The sequence below is a fragment of the Novosphingobium sp. BL-A-41-Hi4A-0G genome, assembly GCF_055521735.1.
Window position 1 is genome coordinate 3,409,797 of the sequence record NZ_CM145501.1, and the last position, 22,746, is coordinate 3,432,542.

The 22,746-nt window shown below is 64.8% G+C and carries 26 protein-coding genes and 1 tRNA gene; 13 read left to right on the top strand and 14 right to left on the bottom strand.

The annotated features are described in order from the left end of the window. On the top strand, positions 1 to 543 hold the full coding sequence (gene rpsI / locus ACZ1JX_RS16540; RefSeq protein ID WP_465124578.1) for a 30S ribosomal protein S9: 543 nt from the start codon (positions 1 to 3) through the stop codon (positions 541 to 543). Between the two features lie 157 nt (positions 544 to 700). Continuing rightward, a complete protein-coding gene (locus ACZ1JX_RS16545) occupies positions 701 to 1,396 on the top strand; it encodes an HPP family protein (RefSeq protein WP_465124579.1) in 696 nt (231 codons plus the stop codon). A 4-nt stretch (positions 1,397 to 1,400) separates the two neighbouring features. Here the strand turns inward: ACZ1JX_RS16545 and ACZ1JX_RS16550 are convergent, their stop codons facing one another. After that, a complete protein-coding gene (locus tag ACZ1JX_RS16550) occupies positions 1,401 to 2,096 on the bottom strand; it encodes an SOS response-associated peptidase (protein WP_465124580.1) in 696 nt (231 codons plus the stop codon). On the opposite strand from ACZ1JX_RS16550, the gene ACZ1JX_RS16555 reads away from it, so the two are divergent. Both ACZ1JX_RS16555 and ACZ1JX_RS16560 read left to right on the top strand, forming a co-directional pair. After that, positions 2,071 to 2,835, top strand: coding sequence for a class II aldolase/adducin family protein (locus ACZ1JX_RS16555; RefSeq protein WP_465124581.1), 765 nt, complete (start codon positions 2,071 to 2,073; stop codon positions 2,833 to 2,835). The genes ACZ1JX_RS16550 and ACZ1JX_RS16555 overlap by 26 nt on opposite strands. A 32-nt stretch (positions 2,836 to 2,867) precedes the next feature. After that, positions 2,868 to 3,377, top strand: a complete 510-nt coding sequence (locus tag ACZ1JX_RS16560; protein WP_465124582.1) for a (2Fe-2S)-binding protein — start codon at positions 2,868 to 2,870, stop codon at positions 3,375 to 3,377. Positions 3,378 to 3,434: 57 nt separating this feature from the next. Here the strand turns inward: ACZ1JX_RS16560 and ACZ1JX_RS16565 are convergent, their stop codons facing one another. Beyond that, a complete protein-coding gene (locus ACZ1JX_RS16565; RefSeq protein WP_465124583.1) occupies positions 3,435 to 5,516 on the bottom strand; it encodes a TonB-dependent receptor in 2,082 nt (693 codons plus the stop codon). Between the two features lie 186 nt (positions 5,517 to 5,702). On the opposite strand from ACZ1JX_RS16565, the gene arsC reads away from it, so the two are divergent. Together arsC and ACZ1JX_RS16575 are read left to right on the top strand one after the other, a co-directional pair. Then, positions 5,703 to 6,044 (top strand): arsenate reductase (glutaredoxin), encoded by a 342-nt coding sequence (gene arsC, locus ACZ1JX_RS16570; protein ID WP_465124584.1) that lies wholly within the window; start codon positions 5,703 to 5,705, stop codon positions 6,042 to 6,044. Positions 6,045 to 6,635: 591 nt separating this feature from the next. After that, positions 6,636 to 6,848: a DUF4431 domain-containing protein gene (locus ACZ1JX_RS16575; RefSeq protein WP_465126447.1), complete on the top strand. Its 213-nt coding sequence runs from the start codon at positions 6,636 to 6,638 to the stop codon at positions 6,846 to 6,848. Positions 6,849 to 7,024: 176 nt separating this feature from the next. Here the strand turns inward: ACZ1JX_RS16575 and ACZ1JX_RS16580 are convergent, their stop codons facing one another. The 4 genes from ACZ1JX_RS16580 to ACZ1JX_RS16595 form a co-directional block, all read right to left on the bottom strand. Then, positions 7,025 to 7,156, bottom strand: coding sequence for a hypothetical protein (locus ACZ1JX_RS16580; protein ID WP_465124585.1), 132 nt, complete (start codon positions 7,154 to 7,156; stop codon positions 7,025 to 7,027). 280 nt (positions 7,157 to 7,436) lie between these two features. After that, positions 7,437 to 8,567 (bottom strand): M14 family metallopeptidase, encoded by a 1,131-nt coding sequence (locus ACZ1JX_RS16585; RefSeq protein ID WP_465124586.1) that lies wholly within the window; start codon positions 8,565 to 8,567, stop codon positions 7,437 to 7,439. 258 nt (positions 8,568 to 8,825) lie between these two features. After that, positions 8,826 to 9,425: a DUF4136 domain-containing protein gene (locus ACZ1JX_RS16590; protein WP_465124587.1), complete on the bottom strand. Its 600-nt coding sequence runs from the start codon at positions 9,423 to 9,425 to the stop codon at positions 8,826 to 8,828. Positions 9,426 to 9,497: 72 nt separating this feature from the next. Beyond that, positions 9,498 to 10,166, bottom strand: a complete 669-nt coding sequence (locus ACZ1JX_RS16595) for a DUF4136 domain-containing protein (RefSeq protein ID WP_465124588.1) — start codon at positions 10,164 to 10,166, stop codon at positions 9,498 to 9,500. A 118-nt stretch (positions 10,167 to 10,284) separates the two neighbouring features. Between ACZ1JX_RS16595 and galE the strand changes: the two genes are divergently transcribed. Then, positions 10,285 to 11,286 carry a UDP-glucose 4-epimerase GalE gene (galE, locus tag ACZ1JX_RS16600; protein WP_465124589.1) on the top strand — a complete coding sequence of 334 codons (1,002 nt, stop codon included), beginning with the start codon at positions 10,285 to 10,287 and terminating at the stop codon, positions 11,284 to 11,286. On the opposite strand, the gene ACZ1JX_RS16605 is transcribed toward galE, so the two are convergent. After that, positions 11,283 to 12,005, bottom strand: coding sequence for a hypothetical protein (locus tag ACZ1JX_RS16605; protein ID WP_465124590.1), 723 nt, complete (start codon positions 12,003 to 12,005; stop codon positions 11,283 to 11,285). The two genes, galE and ACZ1JX_RS16605, sit on opposite strands and share 4 nt — an antisense overlap. Positions 12,006 to 12,183: 178 nt before the next feature. Here ACZ1JX_RS16605 and ykgO point away from each other — a divergent pair, with 178 nt between their 5' ends. Next, a complete protein-coding gene (gene ykgO, locus ACZ1JX_RS16610) occupies positions 12,184 to 12,309 on the top strand; it encodes a type B 50S ribosomal protein L36 (protein WP_011446910.1) in 126 nt (41 codons plus the stop codon). A 132-nt stretch (positions 12,310 to 12,441) separates the two neighbouring features. Then, the gene (locus ACZ1JX_RS16615; RefSeq protein ID WP_465124591.1) at positions 12,442 to 13,050 is read left to right on the top strand and encodes an HAD-IA family hydrolase; all 609 of its coding nucleotides are present in this window, start codon (positions 12,442 to 12,444) and stop codon (positions 13,048 to 13,050) included. Between the two features lie 177 nt (positions 13,051 to 13,227). On the opposite strand, the gene ACZ1JX_RS16620 is transcribed toward ACZ1JX_RS16615, so the two are convergent. The 4 genes from ACZ1JX_RS16620 to pepN form a co-directional block, all read right to left on the bottom strand. Beyond that, on the bottom strand, positions 13,228 to 14,103 hold the full coding sequence (locus ACZ1JX_RS16620; RefSeq protein ID WP_465124592.1) for an OmpA family protein: 876 nt from the start codon (positions 14,101 to 14,103) through the stop codon (positions 13,228 to 13,230). A 272-nt stretch (positions 14,104 to 14,375) separates the two neighbouring features. Next, positions 14,376 to 15,005 (bottom strand): glutathione S-transferase, encoded by a 630-nt coding sequence (locus tag ACZ1JX_RS16625; RefSeq protein ID WP_465124593.1) that lies wholly within the window; start codon positions 15,003 to 15,005, stop codon positions 14,376 to 14,378. Between the two features lie 5 nt (positions 15,006 to 15,010). Further along, positions 15,011 to 15,772, bottom strand: a complete 762-nt coding sequence (pgeF, locus tag ACZ1JX_RS16630; protein WP_465124594.1) for a peptidoglycan editing factor PgeF — start codon at positions 15,770 to 15,772, stop codon at positions 15,011 to 15,013. Further along, positions 15,769 to 18,420, bottom strand: a complete 2,652-nt coding sequence (gene pepN / locus ACZ1JX_RS16635) for an aminopeptidase N (RefSeq protein WP_465124595.1) — start codon at positions 18,418 to 18,420, stop codon at positions 15,769 to 15,771. Before pepN ends, pgeF begins: the two co-directional genes overlap by 4 nt. A 56-nt stretch (positions 18,421 to 18,476) precedes the next feature. On the opposite strand from pepN, the gene ACZ1JX_RS16640 reads away from it, so the two are divergent. Next, positions 18,477 to 19,325, top strand: a complete 849-nt coding sequence (locus tag ACZ1JX_RS16640; protein ID WP_465124596.1) for a Rossmann-fold NAD(P)-binding domain-containing protein — start codon at positions 18,477 to 18,479, stop codon at positions 19,323 to 19,325. On the opposite strand, the gene ACZ1JX_RS16645 is transcribed toward ACZ1JX_RS16640, so the two are convergent. Continuing rightward, entirely contained in the window at positions 19,235 to 20,173 is a 939-nt protein-coding gene (locus tag ACZ1JX_RS16645; protein ID WP_465124597.1) for a DMT family transporter, read from the bottom strand. The two genes, ACZ1JX_RS16640 and ACZ1JX_RS16645, sit on opposite strands and share 91 nt — an antisense overlap. Further along, entirely contained in the window at positions 20,170 to 21,186 is a 1,017-nt protein-coding gene (locus ACZ1JX_RS16650) for a threonine aldolase family protein (protein WP_465124598.1), read from the bottom strand. Before ACZ1JX_RS16650 ends, ACZ1JX_RS16645 begins: the two co-directional genes overlap by 4 nt. Positions 21,187 to 21,267: 81 nt before the next feature. On the opposite strand from ACZ1JX_RS16650, the gene ACZ1JX_RS16655 reads away from it, so the two are divergent. Next, the gene (locus tag ACZ1JX_RS16655; protein ID WP_465124599.1) at positions 21,268 to 21,558 is read left to right on the top strand and encodes a GNAT family N-acetyltransferase; all 291 of its coding nucleotides are present in this window, start codon (positions 21,268 to 21,270) and stop codon (positions 21,556 to 21,558) included. 20 nt (positions 21,559 to 21,578) lie between these two features. Here ACZ1JX_RS16655 and ACZ1JX_RS16660 read toward each other — a convergent pair. Beyond that, a tRNA-Thr gene (locus tag ACZ1JX_RS16660) sits at positions 21,579 to 21,653 on the bottom strand. A gap of 154 nt (positions 21,654 to 21,807) precedes the next feature. Here ACZ1JX_RS16660 and ACZ1JX_RS16665 point away from each other — a divergent pair. Together ACZ1JX_RS16665 and gpmA are read left to right on the top strand one after the other, a co-directional pair. Then, complete coding sequence (locus ACZ1JX_RS16665) at positions 21,808 to 21,987, top strand: hypothetical protein (protein ID WP_465124600.1); 180 nt, start codon at positions 21,808 to 21,810, stop codon at positions 21,985 to 21,987. Between the two features lie 47 nt (positions 21,988 to 22,034). Then, positions 22,035 to 22,721 (top strand): 2,3-diphosphoglycerate-dependent phosphoglycerate mutase, encoded by a 687-nt coding sequence (gene gpmA / locus ACZ1JX_RS16670; protein ID WP_465124601.1) that lies wholly within the window; start codon positions 22,035 to 22,037, stop codon positions 22,719 to 22,721. Positions 22,722 to 22,746 lie beyond the last annotated feature (25 nt).

A 22,746-nucleotide genomic window follows, 5' to 3' on the forward strand; every position in this document is an offset into this window, starting at 1 on the left:
ATGGCCGAAACCGAAAACACCGTCTCCAGCCTCGCCGATCTCAAGGATCTGACGGCTGCTGCCCCGGTTGCCGCAGCTCCCGCCGAAGCTGGTGAAGTTGTCGCTCCGGTCCGTACCGGTCCCGCTGCCGTGATCCGCGCCCGCGAAGTCGACGCGCAGGGCCGTTCGTACGCCACCGGCCGCCGCAAGGACGCCGTGGCTCGCGTGTGGCTCAAGCCCGGCTCGGGCAAGGTCACCGTCAACGGCCGCGATCAGGAAGTGTACTTCGCCCGTCCGACCCTGCGTCTGGTGATCAACCAGCCGTTCGAAGTCGCCGGTCGCGAAGGCCAGTACGACATCGTTTGCACCGTCAAGGGTGGCGGCCTCTCGGGCCAGGCCGGCGCGGTCAAGCATGGCATCGCCCAGGCCCTGTCGAAGTTCGAACCCGAACTGCGCAGCGCCGTGAAGGCCGCCGGCTTCCTTACCCGCGACCCGCGTGTCGTCGAGCGTAAGAAGTATGGCAAGGCTAAGGCCCGCAAGAGCTTCCAGTTCTCGAAGCGCTAATCGCGGCTTCTACTGGCAGTTCTCGAAGCGCGCACTTTGCGCTTCGCCTGCAAGGCAAAACAGAATCAAGGGGTTGGCTTTCGGGCCAGCCCCTTTTTTCTTGCTTGCGGCAAAGCACCGTCGCATCGCTGATTTGGACGAGAGGAGACCGCACCCCATGATCAGGCTGCCGCGCCCCGCCGCATGGGGACAGCTACGCTTTGGCGGACGCCTGGGCTGGGCGCGCGGTGCGGTGGGGGCGCTGTTCGGCGTCGCGCTCGCAGCCGTGCTCGGCAAGCTGATGCCATCCGCGCCACAATGGCCTTGGATCGTGGCGCCGGTGGGGGCGTCCGCCGTGCTGGTTTTTGCCGTACCCGCAAGTCCGCTGGCGCAGCCGTGGTCGGTGCTGGGGGGCAGCATGGTTGCTGCCCTGACCGGATTGTTCGTGGGCCATGTCATCGGCGATCCGCTCACCGCAGCAGGCATCTCCGTGGGCCTCGCCATCGCGACGATGACTCTGGCGCGCTGCCTGCACCCGCCGGGCGGGGCCTGCGCCATCCTCGGCGCGCTTGCCGCGACAAGCCCTACCGGAAGCTCGGCAGGGTTGCTCCTGCCGTTGCTGGTCAATCTTGTCGCGCTGGTCTTCGCAGGCTGGCTCTACAACAACGTCACCGGCCACCCCTGGCCGCACATTCCGCTGCAGGCTCCGCCGATGCCAAAAGGCACTTGCGCGGGCACCTACGAGCGCGCCGACCTCGACGCGGTGCTCGAAGACTGGGACGAAGTGCTCGACGTCGCCCCTGCCGATCTAGACGCCCTGTTCCGCGCGGTCGAGCGTCGCGTGCTGCGGCGCTGGGAGGATGACCACAAGTAGACGGTCAGAAAAGGCTCGGCTGCTCCGGCCTGGGCGGGGCAGGGGCCTCTTCCTCCACATCGATTTCCATCATCTTGTCGTCGGCAAAAGGCACCTGCATTCCGGCGGCGAGCTGTCCTTCCGCCGTGAGCCACTGGTGCGCGGCTTCTGGCGTGCCAAGGATCACGGGCATCGCCTTGGGGTGGACCCGGCCCACCACCGCATTGGCCTCGCAGGTCAGGAAAGCAAAGCGCGGGCCCTCGGCGGTCGGTCGCCACAGCCCGGCAAAGGCGAACAGGTCCCGCTCCTTCAGCGCGAACCAGTGCTTGCGCTTGCGGCCCGTCGCGGGATCGGGCGTGGCCGACCATTCCGAGAAGGCGGTGACCGGCACGATGCAGCGCCGGTTCGGGTCCTCCAGCGCATTGCGCCACATCGGCGAGGCGAGGTTGCGGATGTTCGTCACCGGGCGCTTGATTTCACCAAACGGCGGCCAGCCCCAGCGCATCGTGCCGAGCCGTCGTGCGGGGCCACGCGCGATCAGCACCGGTGCCTCTGCATCGGGGTAGATCACATGAAACGCGGGCAGATTGACCTGCGCATTGGCCACCGGCGCGCACATCTGCGCGATGGCTTGCACGTTGCTGGTCATGCGATACAAGTTGCACATAGCAACCAGATATGTCCCGGAGAGCACCATGGCTAGCCTGATCAGGCCCAACATCGAATGCAGCGATGCCGAATGGCAGGCACGACAGGAACTTGCCGCCTGTTACCGCATCTACGATCACCTCGGCTGGTCGGAATCGATCTACAACCACATCTCCCTGAAGGTGCCGGATGAAGAAGGCGCGTTCCTGATCAACCCCTTCGGCCTGCTCTACTCCGAGGTGACCGCCTCGAATCTCGTCAAGATCGACATCGACGGCAACAAGCTCGATTCCAGCCCATATCCGGTGAACCAGGCAGGCTTTACCCAGCACGCCTATTTCCACCGCCACCTGCCCTGGGCCCACGCCATCGCGCACGTCCACACCACCGAGACGATGGCTGTGTGCAGTCTCGAGGAAGGGCTGATGCCGATCAACTTCTATGCCTGCAACTTCATCGGCCAGCTCGCCTATCACGATTTCGAGGGCGTGACGGTGCGGGCCGAAGAGGGCGAGCGCCTGCTGGCAAACCTTGGCGACAAGCGCATCCTCATGCTCAAGAACCACGGCCCGGTCGTCCTTGCACAGACCCTGCCGCAGATGTTCATCATGCAGTGGAGCCTGCAGCGCGCCTGCGAGATCCAGATGGCGACGCTTGCGATGGGCCGCCCCGCGATCCACGTCCCCGAAGACGTGATCAAGGTCCACCAGCGCGATCTGGGGCAGGTCAATGCCGGAGGCCGTGTCGGCGAGGCGGATTTTGCCGCGTGGACCCGCCGGATCGACCGGATCGACCGCAGCTGGCGGGATTGATTGAAGCGGCAACGGCGGGCTAAGCCACGGCCATGGCCCGCCTTACCGTCAACAACCAGCCCGTGCAGTATCGTCTCGAGGACGACACCCCGCTGCTCTGGGCGCTGCGCGATGCGGCGAACCTCACCGGCACCAAATATGGCTGCGGCACCGGCGAGTGCGGGGCCTGCATGGTCATCGTCGACGGGCAGGCGATGCCCAGCTGCACGCTCTCGCTGGGCGAGGCTGAGGGCCGCAACGTCACCACGATCGAAGGGCTTTCCGGCGATCGTTCGCACCCTGTGCAGCAGGCGCTTGTGGCCGAGCAGGCGATCCAGTGCGGCTTTTGCACGCCCGGCATCGTCATGGCCGCCGCCGCGCTGCTGACCAGCAACGCCAGCCCGACCGACGACGACATCGCCCGCGCCATCACCAACATCTGCCGCTGCGGCACCTATCCGCGCCTTACCCGCGCGATCCAGCGCGCCGCCCGCGTGATGCGCGGCGAGGAAACGATCAGTGCAGCCCCGCCGCCTGCGATCGTTGCTCCGGGGGCGGGTTAAAAGGGGTTGGCGCCCCCTCCCGAGGGATTGGGGGAAGGAGAGGGCGCCGGGGGGTCTTCAGAACTTTGCGCGTACCGTCAGGCGGGCGTTGATCGGCTCGCCGGTGGAAATGTTGTTGTCGGTGTGCGCGGCGGGGAAGTAGTCGACGTCGGTCAGGTTCTCGACATTGATCTGCACCGAGATCCGGTCTGACAGATCGTAGAACACCGCCGCATCGAGGCGGGTGAACGCGGGCAGCGTCACCGCGTTGCTGATCGTGGTGAAGCTCTTCGACTGGTGCGTCAGCCCGAGGCCCAGCCCGAGCTTGTCGGTCACGTCATAGCGCGTCCATGCCGAGGCCTGATGGCGCGGCAGCTGCGAGAGCTTGCGTCCCGCAGGCGCGGCCGTGGTGGCCGAACGGACCTCACCATCCTGCAGCGTGTAGCCAAGGCTCATCTGCAGTTGTGGGAGCACGCGACCTGCCAGCGAAAGCTCGATGCCCTTCGCCCGGGTCTTGCCGGAAAGCTCGGGGAAGCCTGTGACCGGGTTGTTGAAGCGCGAGTTCTCGCGATCAAGCTGATAGACTGCAGCAGTGAACGCAAGGCCGGGGTTCACGTCCCATTTCACGCCCGCTTCGAGGTTCTCGAACTGCTCGGGCGCCAGCGTTGCCTGCGTGGCATCGAGCGCGCCGAACTGGTCGCCCGACTGCGGCAGGAAGGTGCGGGTGAAGCTGCCATAGAAGCTGACGTTTTCCTGTGGCTTGAGGATCACGCCGAAGCGGGGTGACCACTTGCGGTCGGTGCGCGAAGCACCCACGCCGTTGATCGCGTTGCGCCCGGTGATGCGAAACTCGTCATAGCGCACACCCGCCACCAGTTGCAGGAACGAGGCGAGCTCGATCTGGTCCTGGATATAGGCCGAAAGCGTGCGCACGTCGGTGCGGCTGTTGGTGACGAGCGGGCCATAAGCCAGGGCCGGGATCGCCAGCCGCTCGGCCAGTGTCACCGATCCGCTGGGGGTGTTGCGGCGCGTCGAATGCGTGTCCTGATCGGCCACTTCGAAGCCCGCCAGCAGGGTATGGCCGATTCCGCCAGTCTTGCCGGTCCAGACGAGGTTGGCCTGCCCGATCCAGCTGTCCCGCAGCGTGCCGCTTTCATAGCCCGAAAGCGCGACGGTGTTGGTGGTGGTGTTTACCGCCCCACTGGCGAAGATGTTGCCATAGAGTTTGTCGGTATGGCTGTACTGGCCGAGCACGTTGAAGCTCAGGCCATCGGCCAGTTCATGATCGAGCCGGGCTTGCGCGATGTGCGCCTTGACGGTGGCGATGTTGGTATCGGTGCGGCCGAAGAAGGTATCGTCATAGCCGGTCAGCGGCTTGCCGTTCAGCGAGGGCACGCCGCGGTCGGTTATGCGGCGGTCGTCGTCGTAGTTGTAGGAAAGCTCGATCCGGGTCTTCTCACCGGGCTGGAACGCCATGGTCGGGTTCACGCCGATGAAGCGGCCCTCGAAGTCCTGCCGGTGGTTGTCGAATTCCTCGTAGGTGCCGTTGAATCGCGCGCCGACGGTTTCGCTAAGGGGCTGGTTCCAGTCGGCGGCAAGGGCGAATGCGCCGAAGCTGTCGAGATTGGCGCTGGCCTCGCCCTTTTCGCGGGTCAGGTCGGGTGTCTTGCTGACGCGGTTGATCACGCCCCCGCCGCCGCCACGGCCAAACAGCAGCGCATTGGCGCCCTTCAGCACTTCGACGCGTTCGATGTTGTAGAGCGAGCGATAGTACTGCGTGTCGTCGCGCAGGCCATCGAGATAGAAGTCGGCGGTGGTGTTCTGGCCGCGCAGGGTGATCTGGTCGCGGTGGCCTTCGCCCTGGCCCAGCACCACGCCCGGAACATAGCGCAGCGCATCGCCGAGCTGGGTGATGCCCTGATCGTCAAGCTGCTCGCGCGTCAGCACGGTGATGGTCTGCGGCACATTGACCAGCGGGGTAGGGGTCTTCACCGCATTGGCGTCGACCGGGCGATAGCCATCGGCGGTGCCGGTCACCACGATAACCGTGTTGCCGCTCTCGGCATCCAGCGCGGCGTCTGCAGGCACCAGATCTTCCGCAAAGGCAGCGGACGGCATCAGCATGGTTCCGGCGAGCAGCAGGCTGGAAAGACGGTTCACGGTAGTCCCCTTGGCAATCACTGTTTGCGATAATCATTCGCAAGAAGGCGAGTATTGCGACTCAATCGCAGTTGCAAGGAGTTTTTGAGAATTTTTCGCAATAATATTGACCTGCATCAAAACTGGAGCGTTGCAGCCGGTGTTCGCGCGGCTAAGAGGCTTGCAACGCACATGCAGGAGGCACCGATGAAGGCGACGATCTGGCACAACCCCAATTGCGGCACCTCGCGCAACACGCTGGCGATGCTGCACGAGGCGGGCGCGGATGTGACGGTGATCGAATACCTCAAGACCCCGCCCACCGCCGAAAAGCTCGCCCAGCTCTACCGCGATGCCGGATTGACCCCGCAACAAGGCCTGCGCCTGCGCGGCACCGACGCCGAGGAACGCGGCCTGCCCTCAGCCGATGACGCCACGGTGCTGGCCGCCATGGCCGCCGAACCCAAGCTGATCGAACGCCCGCTGGTCGAAACCGACAAGGGCGTGCGCCTGTGCCGCCCGAAGGAAAAGGTGCTGGAAATCTTGTAGGGGCGCATCGGGCGGAGGCCCTCGCCGCCCCAACCAACCCCAAACCCCTCGTCGCCCCGTGCTCGACACGGGGCTTGGCTACCTTCTGACGCCAGCCTCGCAGACTCTTGCGAAACTCGCAGCACGTGTTGAGCGGCCATGCCGAGCGCAAAATCGAAAGAAAAGCCAAGCCCCGTGTCGAGCACGGGGCGACGAGTGGATTGCGTGCGAGAGCTCGCGAAGTCTGTCACTTAGCTGCAGTGGAAGGCTCTGATCTGAGCCGCAGAACCCGTCGTTGGTCTAGTCGAGCAGCAAAAGTCTGCAATCCACTTGCAATCGACAAAAGCAGCCTGTCGGGACACAACGCCATTGCGGTCGAAGCGTAACTGGCAGACAAGTAGCGTCACTATGAGAAGTCTTGTTTTCGCAGCTTTGTGCGCCTCTTGTGTGCCGCCCGGCTTAGCCCAAGCGGTTTCGGAACGCACTACGGCAGGTTGTGTCAACACGGCGGAGACAGATGCGACAGTCCTGCTCGAAGGCCGCTTGGCGACCGGAACATCTGCGACTGAGTACGACAAAGAGCGTTTTTATCTACTCAAGCTACGCCAACCAATGTGTATCGATGATGGTGGCGAATTTGCAGACCCGACTGCTTATCTCTCTGAGGTGCAAGTCGTGGGAACGGGCCAGCCCTCATGGAGGGATATCCGAAAATCGATTGGCCGAACGATTAAGCTGAGCGGCACTGCGTTTGCAGCGCACACTATGCATCATCACCGCCCCATGGTCGTCCTCGTTGATAAAGTTCTACTTCAGCGGCGTTAGCGTCGGCTGCCAAAACCTGTGCGGTCATTCGCACCCACCAAACGGATCACAAAAACCGGACGTCACCCTGAACTTTTTCAGGGTCCATCTCTCGAAGCTAGACGCTGCTCGGTCGGCACAATGGATCCTGAAACAAGTTCAGGATGACGATGTGCAAGGTGTCAGCGACCAGCAGCTCAGAAGAACAGGAACGGTTTGCCCGCCATGATCAGCGCGGCGGCGCAGCCGAGGACGATCGCCTTGCGCGCAAGGTCCTGCAGCGAGAGGTCTGCGAGGGGCGCGTGGACGAGGGCGATGGTGCGGGCCATTTGTCGGACATGCGCCATGACCTCTTAACGTCGCGTAAAGGGGAAGCGCAGCGAGAAGGATTGGCACGCAAAGACGCCAAGACGCAAAGGGGGTCGCGTTTGGCCCAAAGCTCCCCCTCAGCCGAAACGTTCGTCGGCTCAGGCTACAGCGCTCCAAGCGCAACATCTTCGCGTCTTTGCGTCTTTGCGTGAGATATCTCTAACTAACCTCACGCCATTCAAAGACGCAGTCGTCGCAAGCCCACCCCCACCCCCTCCCGCTTGCGGGAGGGGAGCGAGATCACCCCTCCAGCCACTCCAGCAACGACGCCAGGCAATCCCTTGCCAGCAGCTTGGAGCGCTCCGGGCTCCAGCCCTGTTCCTTGCAGGGCAGGTCGTCGTTGTCCTTGAACGGCATTTCCAGCGTCATCGCCACGCAGCCGAAGCGGTGGGCGACCTGATTGGTGCTCATGGTCAGGTTGGCGCGGCCCGGCGCAGCGACGGGATAGCCGCGCCGCGTCTGGAAATCGGGCGTGCGGCGTTCGAGGATGCGGCGGTAGCGCTCGTAGGATGCGCCAAGCTCGTCGGTCCACGAAGGGATGCCTTCGAATCCGGCCAGGAACACGTGCGGGATCGCCTCGTCGCCGTGGACGTCCATCGCGAAGTCCACGCCGCTCTCGTCCATGGCGTTGCGGATCGCCAGCACTTCGGGCGAGCGTTCCGGCGTCGGCTCATGCCATTCGCGGTTGAGGTTCACGCCCACGGCATTGGTGCGCAAGTGCCCCCGGCACGACCCATCCGGGTTGGCATTGGGCACCACGTGGAAGCGGCAGAGCTGGCGCAGGCGGCGTGCATGCGGGTCCGCCGGATCGGTCAGCAGTTCGAGCGCGCCTTCGATCCACCACTCGGCCATCGATTCGCCGGGATGCTGGCGGGCATAGAGCCATACCTGCTTCGGGCCTTCGCCCAGTTCGAGACAGTCGATCGGCTGGCCCTCGATGCTGGTGCCAAGGCAGCGATGGGTGACGCCGGGAAGCGCCGCGGTTTGCGCCACCAGATCGTGATGCCGCTCCATCGAATAGGGCGCGAAATAGGCAAACCAGCAGGTGCCCGCGTCCGGCGTGTGGCAGATTGTCAGCGTGCCGCCATCCTCGCCCGGATCATAGCGGGTATCGGTCCGGCCCCAGTATTCGCGATCTTCAGAGAACGCCGCGCGGTATCCCGGCCAGCCGCCGGGATAGGCCGAATTGCCAAGCCCGGTGATCTTCAGCTCAAGCTCGCGCCCTGCCGCGCCATCAACGCGGAAGTGGAACCACTGGAAAAACTCGGAATCGCGGTCCTTGCGGATCGCCAGCCGTGCACTCGCGCCCGAAACCGAGAGCACTTCGATATTGCCGGAATCGAACGCGGCATTGATGCGGATATCTGTCATTTAGAGCCAGATAACATATAATTGACCCGCCGTGATTGCTTTGTGAGGTTCGCCGACAAGGAACGTTGCGCAGCGCGGGCTGGTTGCCCGTGCAAGCGACGTGACGCTGGCGGCGGGCCTCACAAAGCAACCCCGAAGGGGCGGGCCGCTTTTGGCCCAGCGCTGCGTCTTTCGTCGGTCACTATGCGACGGCATGGCTCCCTCCTCTATCCTTGCGCTGAGCCAAAATCGGCTCCGTCCCGGTGGGTCAATTTTATGCTATCTGGCTCTTACAGTGATAGTCTCACCCGACGTGCCGGGGAAGCCCGAGAACAGGGCATGGGCAAGGCGCGGCGCGGCCACGGCCGGTTCGGCCTCCTTGGCCTTGGCGTTCTCGCGGTTGTCGGCGCGGCCTTCCCACAGCGCCTCGCCGGTCTTGCGATCACGGATGCGTACTGACAGGCGCGTGACGACGTATTCCTTCGGCCCGCCGCCAAGGTTGAAGCCGAGGCCCAGCCCCAGGCCGCCGCCATAGCTCCCGGTCGATCCGCCAACGCCCACGCTCACCGGCCCGTGCTGCTTCTCGCGCTTCTGCACTTCGCGGTCCACGCGCACTTCGGCCACGACATCGACCGCGCCCGGCGTTGCGCTGCCGAAACCGCTGGCCATGAGCTCCTTCTGCACGGCGTCCAGCCACACCTGATTCTCGAGGCTCACCGCGTCAGCACCCGGCGCCGGTTCGACGATCACTGCCGCGCCTTTCAGCCGGGGCAGGGTCTGGTCCGTGTGGAAGCGGGTCACGTCTATCGGCGCAGGCTTGGCCATGACCGGAGTCGCGACCAGAAGGCCAAGAGCAATTGCGGCAGAAAAGCGGTTCATAGGCTTGCGTCCCGTTGTCATGGCGTCAGTGGTGCTACGCTCTGCCGTCCGCCGCAATGCCAATTGGCACAATCAGCTCGCCGGCACGACCTGCGCGTCTGCAAACTTGGCAAAGAGTGCGGACGCCAGCCGCGCCGCCACCGCACCGTTGTTCAACCCGTCATCGTCCTCGCGCGTCTGGGCTTCGGCATGGCCTTCCCACAGCACGCGATTGCTCGCCTTGTCGCGGATGCGCACGTCAAGGCGCGTGGCGACGATAGCCTTCTTCGCCTTGGTCAGGTCGATGTTGAGCGCCATCGCGGTGTAGTTGCCGCGATTGGAAACGCCCACTTCCATCGCGCCCGAAACCGGCTTGCGCTTGGGCTCTTCGGGCACGACTTGTTCGTGGCGAATGCCGATCTGCGCGATCTGGCCGCCTTCCGCGCCGCTCACCGCCGTGTCGTATCCCAGCTTGGCCAGCTGATCGACGACCGCCGCTTCATAGACCGGCAGTTTCCATTCGGCCTCCGTGCCATCGGCTGCGGCCACGGTGATCGGCCCTTTGCCCAGCAGTGGTGCGGCATCGGCGGACTGGAACGCCTCGACCTCCAACTTCTTTGCTGGCTCGATAGACCGCCTGCCATCTTCCCCGCGCAAGCGCTGGTCCATCGGACCATCCCATCGCCCGCCCATCGGCTGGGCCATGGCTGTTCCGGCAAACACAAGGGTCGCAACGGCGGAGAGAAGCAGTTTGTGGTTCATTCGTATTTTTCCCGTAAGGGGCTGATGCGGACCCGCCCGAGCGTGTAAAGCGCACGCGCTGTCGCAGTCATGAACGCGGTTGCGGGGCAAACCCTGCACGCAAAGGAGCAGAACGCCAATGTCGAAGGTCCCCGTACTCGTCACCGGCGGCGCAGGCTATATCGGCAGCCATGCCGTGCTGGCGCTGAAGGATGCGGGCTATCCCGTCGCGGTGATCGACAACCTGACCACCGGCTTCCGCTTCGCCGTGCCCGATGGCGTCGCCTTCTATGAGGGCGACATCGAGGACGGCGCGCTCCTCGCACGCATCTTTGCCGAACAAGGCATCCGCGCCGTGATGCACTTTGCCGGGTCGATCATCGTGCCCGAATCGGTCGAGAACCCGCTCAAGTACTATCACAACAACACCGCCAAGAGCCGCGCGCTGATCGCAGCTGCGGTGGATGCTGGCGTCCCGCACTTCATCTTCTCCTCAACGGCGGCGACTTACGGCATCCCCGAAGTCTCCCCCGTCACCGAAGACAGCCCCAAGCGGCCGATCAATCCCTACGGCATGTCCAAGCTGATGACCGAGACCATGCTGGCCGACGTCGCCGCCGCGCACCCGCTCAACTATTGCGTCCTGCGTTACTTCAACGTCGCAGGCGCAGACCCCGAGGCGCGCACAGGCCAGTCCACGGCAGGTGCCACCCACCTGATCAAGGTCGCGGTGGAGGCGGCGCTCGGCAAGCGCGCGTCGGTCGGCGTGTTCGGCACAGATTTCGCCACGCACGATGGCACTGGCGTTCGCGACTACATCCACGTCTCGGACCTTGCCGCAGCGCACGTCCTCGCGCTCGAGGCGCTGATCGCCTCGCCCACGCAATCGCTCACCATGAACTGCGGCTACGGGCGCGGCTTCTCGGTGCTCGACGTGCTCGACGCCGTGGATCGCGTAACCAACCGCAAGATCGTGCGCGAATTGCAGGGCCGCCGCGCGGGCGATCCCGATTCGCTGATTTCCGACAACAGCCGCATCAAGGCGACGCTGCCGTGGCAGCCGAAGTACGCCGATCTCGACCTTATCGTCGCCCATGCTCTGGCGTGGGAGCGCAAGCTGGGCGAGGTTCGCGGCGGCTAAGCGCCGATCGTCCGGAACACCCCGTCCGGCTGGCAGAAGAACCGCCCCTGCCGTCCGGCGGTCTTCTCGATCGTCTCCCACTCGGCCATCCGGTCGGTCCCGAAGGTGAGCGACAGAAACACCGCGCGCTCGTCGAGCCTGCCGGTCGCGGTCGAGTGGAGGAAGCCCGAGCCGAAGGCCACGCCCTTGCCCATGCGGTAACGGTACTCACGCTCGTCGCCATGGACCGAGCGGTAAGCGAGGCCCATGGCACAGGCATTGTCCGTCAACGGAGCCATGACCGTGAAGGCGGTGTTTTGGGGCGTCAGCCAGTCATGGTGCATGTCATGCGAGGTGCAGTGGCTGCGCGTGACGAAGAACCCGGAATAGAGCCGGATCTGCGAATCGTGCGCGACGAATGGCGCCACCGCTTCGTCCAGCTTCAGCCGGCGAAACAGGTTCTCGAACCAGCGGTACGCGGCCTCGTCGGCATTGCTCAGCCAGCAGATGTCGCTTTTCCAGCCAGATGGGCGCTGGTTGTAGAGCCTCACGCCGCCCGGCAGCGCATAGACGGTATCGTTTGCCTCCATCGCGCGAAGGGCGTCTGCCAGTGGTGCAAGCTCGGCCAGAATCGCGTCCGGCATGTCGAACTCGAGCACGTTCATCGCCATCAGCGCGGGGTTGAGGAATGTCGATTGCCCCGGCTTGTGCAGCAGCCCTGCCATGGTCGAAGCACTCATCCGCCCGGTTTCCGTCCTTGCCTTGCGGGAGCAGCCCCGCAAGCTTCAGGATTTGCACGGCATGGGCAGGCGGGCAAGCGCCATGAAAGCGACCTGCAGGGTTGACTTGGGGTATTGCCCCCACTAACGGCGTCGCTTCAGTTTTCGGCCCGGTCAGCTTCGGGCAAAGGGATTCGACATGAAGATTCGCAACAGCCTGAAGTCGCTCAAGGACCGCCACCGGGACAACCGCGTCATTCGCCGTCGTGGCCGCGTCTATGTGATCAACAAGACCCAGAAGCGCTTCAAGGCGCGCCAGGGTTGATCTAACCAGTTTCGGTGCAGTCTCGCGACGGCGGGGCTGCATCGGAAACCTGCAGGCTGGAGACCCAGCCACGCTGCCCCCGCCCAAACGCGGGGGCGCAGTCGTTTATGGGCCACCTTCGGTGAGGCTGCGATGGGCGTAGAGGCAGTAGTCTGGGACATCGGCCGCGTGCTGGTGCAGTTCGACCTTTCCGGTATCTACACCGAAGCGATCCCCGATCCGGCCGAACGCGCTCGATTCGTATCGCAGGTTGTCACCGAGGACTGGCACGCCCAGCACGATGAAGGCGTGTCATTCTCGGAAATGGTCATCACCCGCACCGCGCAATTCCCGCAATACGCCGATCTGATCGCGCTCTACGCCAGCAACTGGCTCGCCAGCCTGCCGGGGCCAGTGCCGGGCACGCACCAACTGGTCGAGCGCCTCGCCGCCAAGGACGTGCCACAATATGCGATCACCAATTTCGGTATCGATTCGTGGAACCTGTTCCGCCCGACCTTCCCGATCCTCGATCACATGCGCGACATCGTGATCTCGGCAGTCGAGCGCCTGATCAAGCCTGACCCCGCGATCTTCCACCTCGCCGCCTATCGCTTCGGGCGCGCGCCCGAAACGATGCTGTTCATCGACGACAATACCGCGAACGTAGCTACGGCCCGCTCACTCGGGTGGAACGTCCACCACTTCACCGGCGACCCGGACGTTCTGGAAGCGCGGCTCGACGCACTGGGGCTGCTCTGACTTAACTGCCCGCGCCAAAGAAAGAGACCGTCGCCCCGGACTTGATCCGGGGCCCCGCTTTTCTTCGGCGGCCTCGCGCGTCCTTAGGAAGATGCAAGCGGGGCCCCGGGTCAAGCCCGGGGCGACGAACAGGAGTAGTGGTGGGTTATCCTGGGACCACCACCTGCCCCATCCGGATCAAAGCCCGTCGATGGCCTTGCTCACCAGAATGTTCACCGCCACGCGGCGGTTCTGGGCCTTGCCTTCCTCGGTCGAATTGTCCGCTGCCGGATCGGACTCGGCCATCCCGGTGGGCGTCAGCATGCGGTAGGGCGCCCAGCGGCACTGCTGCTGGAGGAAGTTGATCACGCTCGCCGCGCGCTTCTCGCTCAGCGTCTGGTTGTATTCCTCGTCACCGACCGAATCGGTGTAGCCCACCACCAGCATCAACGCGTTGTCGGTGCCGTTCGCCATCTGGGCGGTCTGGCACAGCTCGGCCTTGGCCTGCGGGGTCAGCGCATATTTGCCGGTGTCGAAATAGACGTTGGTCGTGGCCTTGATGTTGTACTTGTCGATATCGCCCATGCGGCCCTTGAGCGCGGCGGTGGCGGCGGTCTGCTCGGCAAAGCCCTGTGCGGTGCCGTTGCGGATCATGTTGGCGGTCTTGAAATCACCGTTCCTGAAGGTGATCTGGCTGGCCAGCAGCGTCTCGCCTGCCTGCATCGTCTTCACCGAAACCGGCAACCCGTTGAGCAGGTTCGCCGTCGTCAGCTTCTTCGAGCCGAACAGGCCTGAACTTGCCTTCACCACGGTCGCGTCATTCACGAAAACCACCGTGCTGGTGCCATCGTCGGCGGTCACCTTCATCTTGTCGCCCTTGCGCGCGGTGATGATGCCCTTGACCTCGGGCCCCTTGGTCATCGCCGCCGTATCGGGCAGGACTTCGCCTTCAACGATGATGTTGGGGTCCTGCATGCCGTTTTGCTGGGGCTGGGCGACTGCAATGGCCGAAACAGACGCAGCGGCGGCGGCCAGCAAGATCATTCCTGCACGCCGGGGGGAAGTGGTAGTCATCGAAAACGCTCCTTGCGACCTTCAAAAATGCATCGGTGTTGCGGCCAAACTTTCGCCTGCATGAACGATCCCGCCCGGGAACCCGATTTCGGGCACTGACAGCACCAGCCTTGCGACGAACCGAGTGGGCCGTGCGCGTGCAGGGGACGGATGGAAGGCCTTTCTTCCCCTCTCCCGCAAGCGGGAGGGCGCTTTCCAATACTCCCCTCCCGCAGGCGGGAGGGGTTGGGGGTGGGCCAGCAACGCCAGCGGCAAAAGACGAATCCGCAGCCTCAACCAACCGGAAACACCACCGGCAAATCCCCCTCGCGCCACGGCGCAAACTTGCCCATCACGCGCGCGAACAGGCCGGATTCCAGATGCCCCGCCAGCCAGCGCTGCACATGGGGCAGGGGCTGCTGGTCGAACCACTCGCCATCCACCGCGGCAAACTGGCGCACGAACGGCATCACCGCCATGTCCGCCAGCCCGCGCGCTTCGCCGCAAAGCTGCGGACCAGCGGCAAGCCTTTCGTCGAGTTCGCGCAGGAACACCATGCCGCTCTCCCGGTGCGCAACAGCATCGCTGCCATGCCGTTCGGGATACTTGTAGCGATCAAGGTCATGCTTGAACGGCCCGTCGTTGCGTTCGATCAGCGCGGCATCGTCACGCTCCAGCCATCCCTCTGGATCGCATTGCGCCAAGGCCCAGCGCATCACGTCAAGGCTCTGCTCGATCACCGTACCATCGGGCAGGACCAGCACCGGCACCGTGCCCTTGGGCGAGGCTTCAAGCATCGCGGGCGGCTTGGCCGACAGCTTGATCTCGCGCAGCTCCAACTGCAGCCCGCTCACCGCAATCGCCAGTCGCGCCCGCATCGCATAGGGGCAGCGGCGAAAGCTGTAGAGCACCGGCAGCGCCATGGCGTTCAGGCCGGCAGCGCGATCAGCGAGATCTGCCGTCCGTAGCCCGGCTCCTTGCGATGGGTGGCGCGGCGGAACGAATAGAAGCGCTCCTCTTGCGCGTAAGTATCCTCGCCCAGCATGCCGACCTTGCCCAGCCCCGCATCACGCAGCCGCGATGCGACGTAGCCTTCAAGGTCGAACCACGCATGGCCTTCGCGCCCGGCGCGGAAGAAGCGTTCGTTTTCCGCTGCCTGTTCAAGGAACCGCGCCTCGAAGCCGGAGTCCACTTCATAGCTCTTCTGCGCAATGCAGGGGCCGACCACGGCGGCGATGTTGTCGCGTGTTGCGCCCAAGGCCTCCATTGCCGCGATGGTGGCGTCGGTCACGCCGGTGAAAGCGCCCTTCCACCCGGCATGGGCCGCGCCGACCACGCCCGCCACGGCATCGCAGAACAGCACTGGCGCGCAGTCTGCGGTCAGCACGCCGAGGACAATGCCGCGACGGTCCGTCACCAGCGCATCGGCTTTCGGGCGATCCGCATCGGCCCAGGGCTCGGTCACCGTAACCACATCGGGCGAATGGATCTGGAAGCAGGTCTGCAAGGTCCCGCCCGGCAGCACCGCCTCCACCGCCCGGCGGCGGTTTTCAGACGTCAGCGCCGGATCGTCCTCGCTGTAGCTGACGTTGAGCCCCGCAAGGTCACCCGTGCTAACCCCGCCCTTGCGGCCAAGGAAACCATGCGCCGCGCCCGACAGCAGCGGATGGGTCAGCGCCTCAACGGTCACGCCTCCAGACTCTTGCTCACCTGCTCGCGCACATCGCGCGAAAGGGTCGGCTCGGCGGCGATCCGTTCCAGTTCCGCGCGCATCAGCGCGGCGCGGGTCTCGTCCACCTTCTTCCACCGGCCAAGGTAGGGCACGAAGCGCGCCGCGACGTTGCCGTTGATCGGATCGAGCCGGAGGATCAGGTCCGCGATCAGCCGGTAACCCTCGCCGCCGTCCTTGTGGAATGCCTGCGCATTGGCCGCAAAGGCCATCCACAGCGCGCGGACGCGGTTGGGGTTGGTCATGGTGAAGTCGGGATGCTCGGCCAGAGCCTTCACATGCTCGGTCGCCTTGGGATTGAGCGAGCCCGCCTGCAGCGAGAACCACTTGTCGATCACCAGCATGTTGCCGGCAAAGCGTGCGTGGAAATCGGCCAGCGCCGCCTCGCGCTCGGGGCAATCAAGGCTGCACAGCACCATCAGCGCGCCCTGGCGGTCGGTCATGTTGGTGGCGGCATCGTACTGCGCCTTGGCCCGGCGTGCGGCCTCGGCAGGGTCGGCCGCGCCCAGATAGACGAGCGCTTGCGTCTTGCACTTGCGCGCGCCCCGTGCCTCGGCCTCGAGGCTGTAGGGAACGGCGGAGACGCGATCATGCAGCGCGAGCCACTTGTCCTTGAGCGTCGTGCCCAACCAGCGCTTGAGGCCTTCGCGCTCGGCAAAGATGCGCGTCGGGTCGGCGCGGTTCAGCTGTTCGGCAAGGTAGGCTTCGCCCGGAAGGATCAGCAACTCGCCGCGCATCAGATCGTCGAGCGCGGTGTCATCAAGGATCGCGCCCATCGCCGCGCCGATCGCGGCCTGCGATGCCTCGCGCTTCTCCAGCGTCCCCGCCACCGCGCCCACGAGATGGCGCACGATCAGCTGCTGCATTGCTTCATAGCGGGCGAAGGGATCGTCGTCGTGGCGGGCGAGGAAGAGGAGGTCTTCGGTGGTCACCGGCGCGACGATCTCGACCGGGGCGGAGAAGCCGCGGTTGATGGAAAGGACGGGAAGCGAATCGAAACCGTCGAAGGTGAAGGACTGCTCCGTTTCGGTGAGGACGATCAGTTCCTCGCCGTGGTGCTTGCCGGTCTCGCGGTCGAACAGCGCGACGCGCAGCGGGATCACGAAAGGCTTCTTCTGCGCCTGCCCCGGAGTGGGCTGAGTTGCCTGTTTGAGGGTGAGAGTTACCGCTCTGCCCCCGAGAGTTGCCCCTTCGCCTTCGAGAGTTGGATTTGCATTTTCGAGCGTCATTTCGACGCTGACTCGCGGCGTTCCGGCCTGCTCGTACCAGTTGCGGAACTGCTTCAGGTCCAGCCCCGCGCCATCTTCCATAGCCTTTACAAAGTCTTCGCAGGTCGCCGCCTCGCCGTCGTGGCGGTCGAAGTAGAGCGTGGTGCCCTTGAGGAACCGCTCCATGCCTGCCAGCACGGTCATCATGCGGATCACCTCGGCGCCCTTGTTGTAGACAGTCGCGGTGTAGAAGTTGCTGATTTCCTGATAGGAATCCGGCCGGATCGGATGCGCCAGCGGCCCCGAATCCTCAGGGAATTGCACGGCCCGCAAGATACGCACATCCTCGATCCGCTTGACCGGAGCGGAGCCGCGATCCGCGCTAAACTGTTGATCTCTAAGGACTGTGAAGCCCTCCTTGAGCGAGAGCTGGAACCAATCGCGGCAGGTCACGCGGTTGCCCGACCAGTTGTGGAAGTACTCATGCGCCACCACGCCCTCGATCGCGTCGTAATCGCCATCGGTCGCGGTTTCGGGATCGGCGAGAATATAGCGCGTATTGAAGACGTTAAGGCCCTTGTTCTCCATCGCGCCGGCGTTGAAATCGCTGACCGCGACGATGTTGAAATCATCGAGGTCATACTCGCGCCCATAGACATCCTCGTCCCACTTCATCGAAGCGATGAGCGAGCGCATGGCGTGGTCGGTCCGGGCCTCGTCGCCGGGGCGGACGTAGATCGCCAGGTTCACCTTGCGGCCCGATTTTGTCGTGAAATTATCGCGGTTTGCGACGAGTTCACCGGCGACCAGCGCGAACAGGTACGAGGGCTTGGGCCAGGGATCGTGCCACTCGGCCCAGTGCGTTCCGTCGCCATTTTCGCCCGCAGCGGTGGGGTTGCCGTTGGACAGGAGCACCGGGAACAGCGCCTTGTCCCCGCTCATCCGCACCGAATAGACCGAAAGCACGTCGGGCCGGTCGGGGAAGAAGGTGATGCGGCGGAAGCCTTCGGCCTCGCACTGGGTGCAGAGCAGGCCGTTCGAGGCGTAAAGCCCTGAAAGCTGAGTATTTTCCGATGGATTGATCAGCGTTTCGATGCCCACGTCATGGGCATCGCCGGGCAGTTCGATGACGAGGTCGGTGCCGTCCATGTGCCAGTCGTTGTGCGCATGGCCGTCGACCGTGACGGCCTTGGCCTCGATCGCATCACCATTGAGACGCAGCAGCGAAGTGCCTGATCCAGCAGCATTCTTCGCAACCTTCAGCGTTGCCTGAACCCGCGTGGCATCGAGCGAGAGCGCGAAATCCAGCGCGATCTCGGGGACGAGCCATTCGGGCGGACGATAGTCCGCGCGGTGGATCACGGTGGGGGCGATGACGGGCTGGCCGGAGAGATCGTTCATGGACATGAACTTAGGAAGTGGTGCGCTGTGCGGCAATCGCGGTTATCAGGCTTTTGATGGGAAACTTGCTGATCTTCGGAATGGGCTACACCGCGCAGGTGATCGCCGCGCGGCTGCGGGCGCAGGGCTGGACCGTGCGCGGGACGGGCAGCGCGGGCGATATCGCCTTTGCCGACCGTGCTGCGGTGGAGGCGGCGCTGGCGCAGGCGACGCACGTCCTGTCCTCCGTCCCGCCACTTCGCGAGGGCGGCGATCCGGTGTTGCAGACCTATGGTGAGGCGATTGCCGCCGCACCGCTCGCAGCCATCGGCTACCTCTCCTCGACCGGCGTCTATGGAGATGCGGGCGGGGCGTGGGTGGATGAAGGCTCGGTTGTAGGCACCGGGCGGCGATCGGCGCGGACTCAGGCGGATCTCGACTGGCAGGCGCTATCGCCAAAGGTGCGGGTCTACCGCCTGCCCGGCATCTACGGGCCGGGGCGCAGCGCGCTCGAGCGGGTGGCCGAGGGCAAGGCGCATCGCATCGATATTCCGGGGCAGGTTTTCAGCCGGGTGCACGTGGAAGACATTGCCAGCGGGGTGATTGCCGGGTTTTCGGGGCCTGCGGGGATCTACAACCTTGCCGACGATCTGCCCTGCAGCCAGAACACGGTGATCGAGGAAGCGGCGCGGATTCTCGGGGTGGAACCACCGCCGATGCAGTCGCTGGAGGAGGCCAACCTCTCGCCCATGGCGCTGGCGTTCTATGCCGAGAACCGGCGCGTGGCGAACGGCAAGGCCAAGCGCCTGCTTGGCTGGAAGCCCGCCTTTCCGACCTATCGCGAGGGGCTGCGCGCCCTGAGCGCCAGCACGAGGCCGACCATTGCCAAGGCCGATCCGGCAAGTGCCAGCACCGACCAGCGATAACCCTCGAACACGGTCGAGAGCAGCATCGCGACGACTGGCACCAGCACGCCGTTGTAGGCCCCGCGACCGGCTCCCAGACGCTGGAGCAAGCGGAAGTATAGCGGGAATGTGACCACCGAACCAACGATCCCGAGATAGAGCACGCCGAACACGTAGCCGGGGCGCGGATCGAACTGCGGCGGTCCTTCGACGACCCACGCGAAGGCTCCGTCGAGCACAGCGCCAATCAGCATGGCCCATGCCAGCATCGGCACCATGGCCACGCGCCTTGCCATCGGGCTGGCCTGCAGCACATTGGCCGACGAGGCGCTGAACAGGGCGGCGGTGGTCAGCGCGATGCCGGTCAGGACTTGTCCTTCGGGTGGGGCCATGCGGTATTCGTGGAGCAGCAGCAGGGCGATGCCTGCCCCTGCGACCAGCGAACCGCCGATGAACCCGCGCGTGACCGGCTGCTTGAGCACGGCCCACGCCATCAGCGCGTTGGGCACCACCAGCAGAGCGAAGAACACGGCGACTATGCCCGATGTCAGGTGATGTTCGGCGCGGTAGACGAACTGGAAGTTCATCACGAACTGCAGCAGGCCGAGGAGGGCCGCGACCTTGAGGCCTTCTGCATTGAGGCGCAGCGATTCCCGCCGGACCAGTGCGAGCACGCCCATGCCGATGGCCGCAGCGACGAAACGCCATGTGACCGACCAGCTTGGCGGAACGCTGCCGATCTGGTCCTTGATCACCAGCCAGGTCGATCCCCAGATCAGTGCGACGAGGAAGAACGGGCCTGCGACGTCCCACTGCCAGAAGCGGGCCTGACCGGGTAATTCGCGTCCGGGTAGTTCCTGCTCGCTCATAGCGCGGCAATGGCGCGGGCAAGCGCGGAGACTTCGGCGGGATCGCTGTTCCATGCGGTGACGAGGCGGGCGGCACCGGAGGCACCTTCAGGCGCGGTCCAGTCGTAGAAATCGAAGCCTTGGGCACGCAAGGTGGCCTGCTCGGCGGGCGAGAGCACGACGAACAGTTCGTTCGCTTCCACGGCGTGGAACAGGCGCTCGCCGCAGGCCTGTGCGATTTCCTGCGCGGCCGCATTGGCGGCGCGGGCGTTTTCGAGCCAGAGGTCGCCCTCGATCATCGCGAGGACCTGCGCGGCGAGGTAGCGGCCCTTGGATTGCAGGTGTCCGGCACGCTTGCGGCGGTAGCGAACCACGTCGGCCAGTTCCATGTCGAAGAACACCAGCGCTTCGGCATTCATCCCGCCGTTCTTGACGCAGCCGAAGGTCAGGACGTCGACGCCTGCCTGCGCGGTGACTTCGGCCGGACGGCAGCCAAGGTGCGCGACGGCATTGGCAAAGCGCGCGCCGTCCATGTGCAGGCCAAGCCCGCGCCCCTGGGCGAGCGAGCCGATCCGGGCGACTTCCTCCGGCGTATAGACCCGGCCATATTCGGTGGCCTGCGTGATCGAGATCGCGTGCGGCTGGACCTGATGGACGTCGTTGCGGATCGGGTCGATGACCTTGGCAATGCTCGCGGGCGTCAGCTTTGCGCCTTCGCCGTCTGCCAGCATGAGCTTGGCGCCGTGCAGGTAAAAGCCCGGTGCTCCGCCCTCGTCCATCTCGATATGCGCCTCGCGGTGGCAGACCACGCCGCCGTGAGGGGGGACCATTGCGGCGAGCGCAAGGCAGTTCGCCGCGGTGCCGGTGGCGACCCACAGCGCGGTGCATTCGGTGCCGAACAGATCGGAAAATGCCTCGTCCATGCGCTGTGAAAGGGCATCGCCGTCGTAGCCCGAATCGGGTGCGTCGGCAGCGTGCATCGCGGCCCACAAGCGGGGGTGGACGGCGGCGGCATTGTCGGAGAAGAACTTCATGGGAAACCGCAATGTGACCCTGCGCGTTTCGGGTCAAGCGACCCCGAAGTGCCGGGGTGCAAAGGGCAAGGAATTTACCGCATGGCAGACGTCACCATCACCCACCTCGATCAGGGATCGCGCGGGGAATACCACGCCAAGGTGGAAGGCAGCGAGGCGATCGGGCGGCTGACCTATCAGCGGAACGGCGATTTGGTGGTGGCCGACCATACGCTGGTGCCGACCGAGATCGGCGGGCGCGGCGTGGCGGGCGAACTGGTCAAGGCGCTGATCGCGGACGCGCGCAAGTTCGGGTTCAAGATCGAGCCACAGTGCAGCTATGTCGAGGCCGCGTTCCGGCGTCACCCGGAATGGGCGGACCTCAGGGCCTGATTTTCCGAAGTCCGGGGAAATGGTGCTGCTGGGGAGGATTGAACTCCCGACCTCAGCCTTACCAAGGATGCGCTCTACCACTGAGCTACAGCAGCACACCATTTCCGCTTGGCCACTCCGGCACCGGTGACGGGCGGGGTGGGCAGGGGCGCGCTAATGACGGGGGGGGCTGGCTTTGTCAAGCGACGTTCGGGGCCAAAGTCCTGCAGGGCTTGCAGTAAGGCGGGGATCGCTGCAATCAGGCGGGCAATGAGCGAACAAAAGTCCACGATGAGCCGCGAGGAACGGCTGGCCGCGCGACTGCGCGAGAACCTGAAACGGCGCAAGGCGCAGGCGCGCGCTCTGGAAGCCGTTGCAGGCGCGGCCGATGCAGTGGTGTCCGAATCGCCCGATTCGCCGGAAACCGGGCTTTCCAATCCGGCCGCCTGACGCTAGGGGCGCGGTTCCTTTTTTTTAGTCAGCTACAGGATGCCCCGATGCCCCGCCTGATCCTGATTCGCCACGGCCAGTCGCAGTGGAACCTCGAAAACCGCTTCACCGGCTGGTGGGACGTGGACGTGACCGAGAAGGGTGCGGCTGAAGCGTTTGCGGCGGGCAAGCTGCTCAAGGACAAGGGCGTGTTGCCGACGCTGGCCTTCACCTCGCTGCAGACGCGCGCGATCAAGACGCTGCATCTGGCGCTTGAGGCTGCCGGTCGCCTGTGGGTGCAGGAAGACAAGGACTGGCGCCTTAACGAGCGGCACTATGGCGGGCTGACCGGCCTCGACAAGGCCGAGACCGCGGCCAAGCACGGCGACGATCAGGTCAAGGTGTGGCGCCGCAGCTTTGATGTGCCGCCGCCGCCGCTGGAAGCGGGCAGCGAGTTCGATCTGGCGTCCGACCCGCGCTATGCCGGGATCGCGGTGCCTTCGACCGAAAGCCTCAAGGACACCATCGCGCGCGTGCTTCCCTGCTGGGAAGAGAAGATCGCACCTGCGCTGCGTGCCGGGGAGACGGTGATCGTCTCGGCCCATGGCAACTCGCTGCGCGCGCTGGTCAAGCATCTGTCGGGCATTTCGGACGAGGACATCACCGGCCTCGAAATCCCCACCGGGCAGCCGATCATCTATGAACTCGACGACAATCTTGCCGAGATCGAACGCTACTACCTCTCGGAGCGCTGAGCGCCCGAAAGCCTGAAGGGGGCAG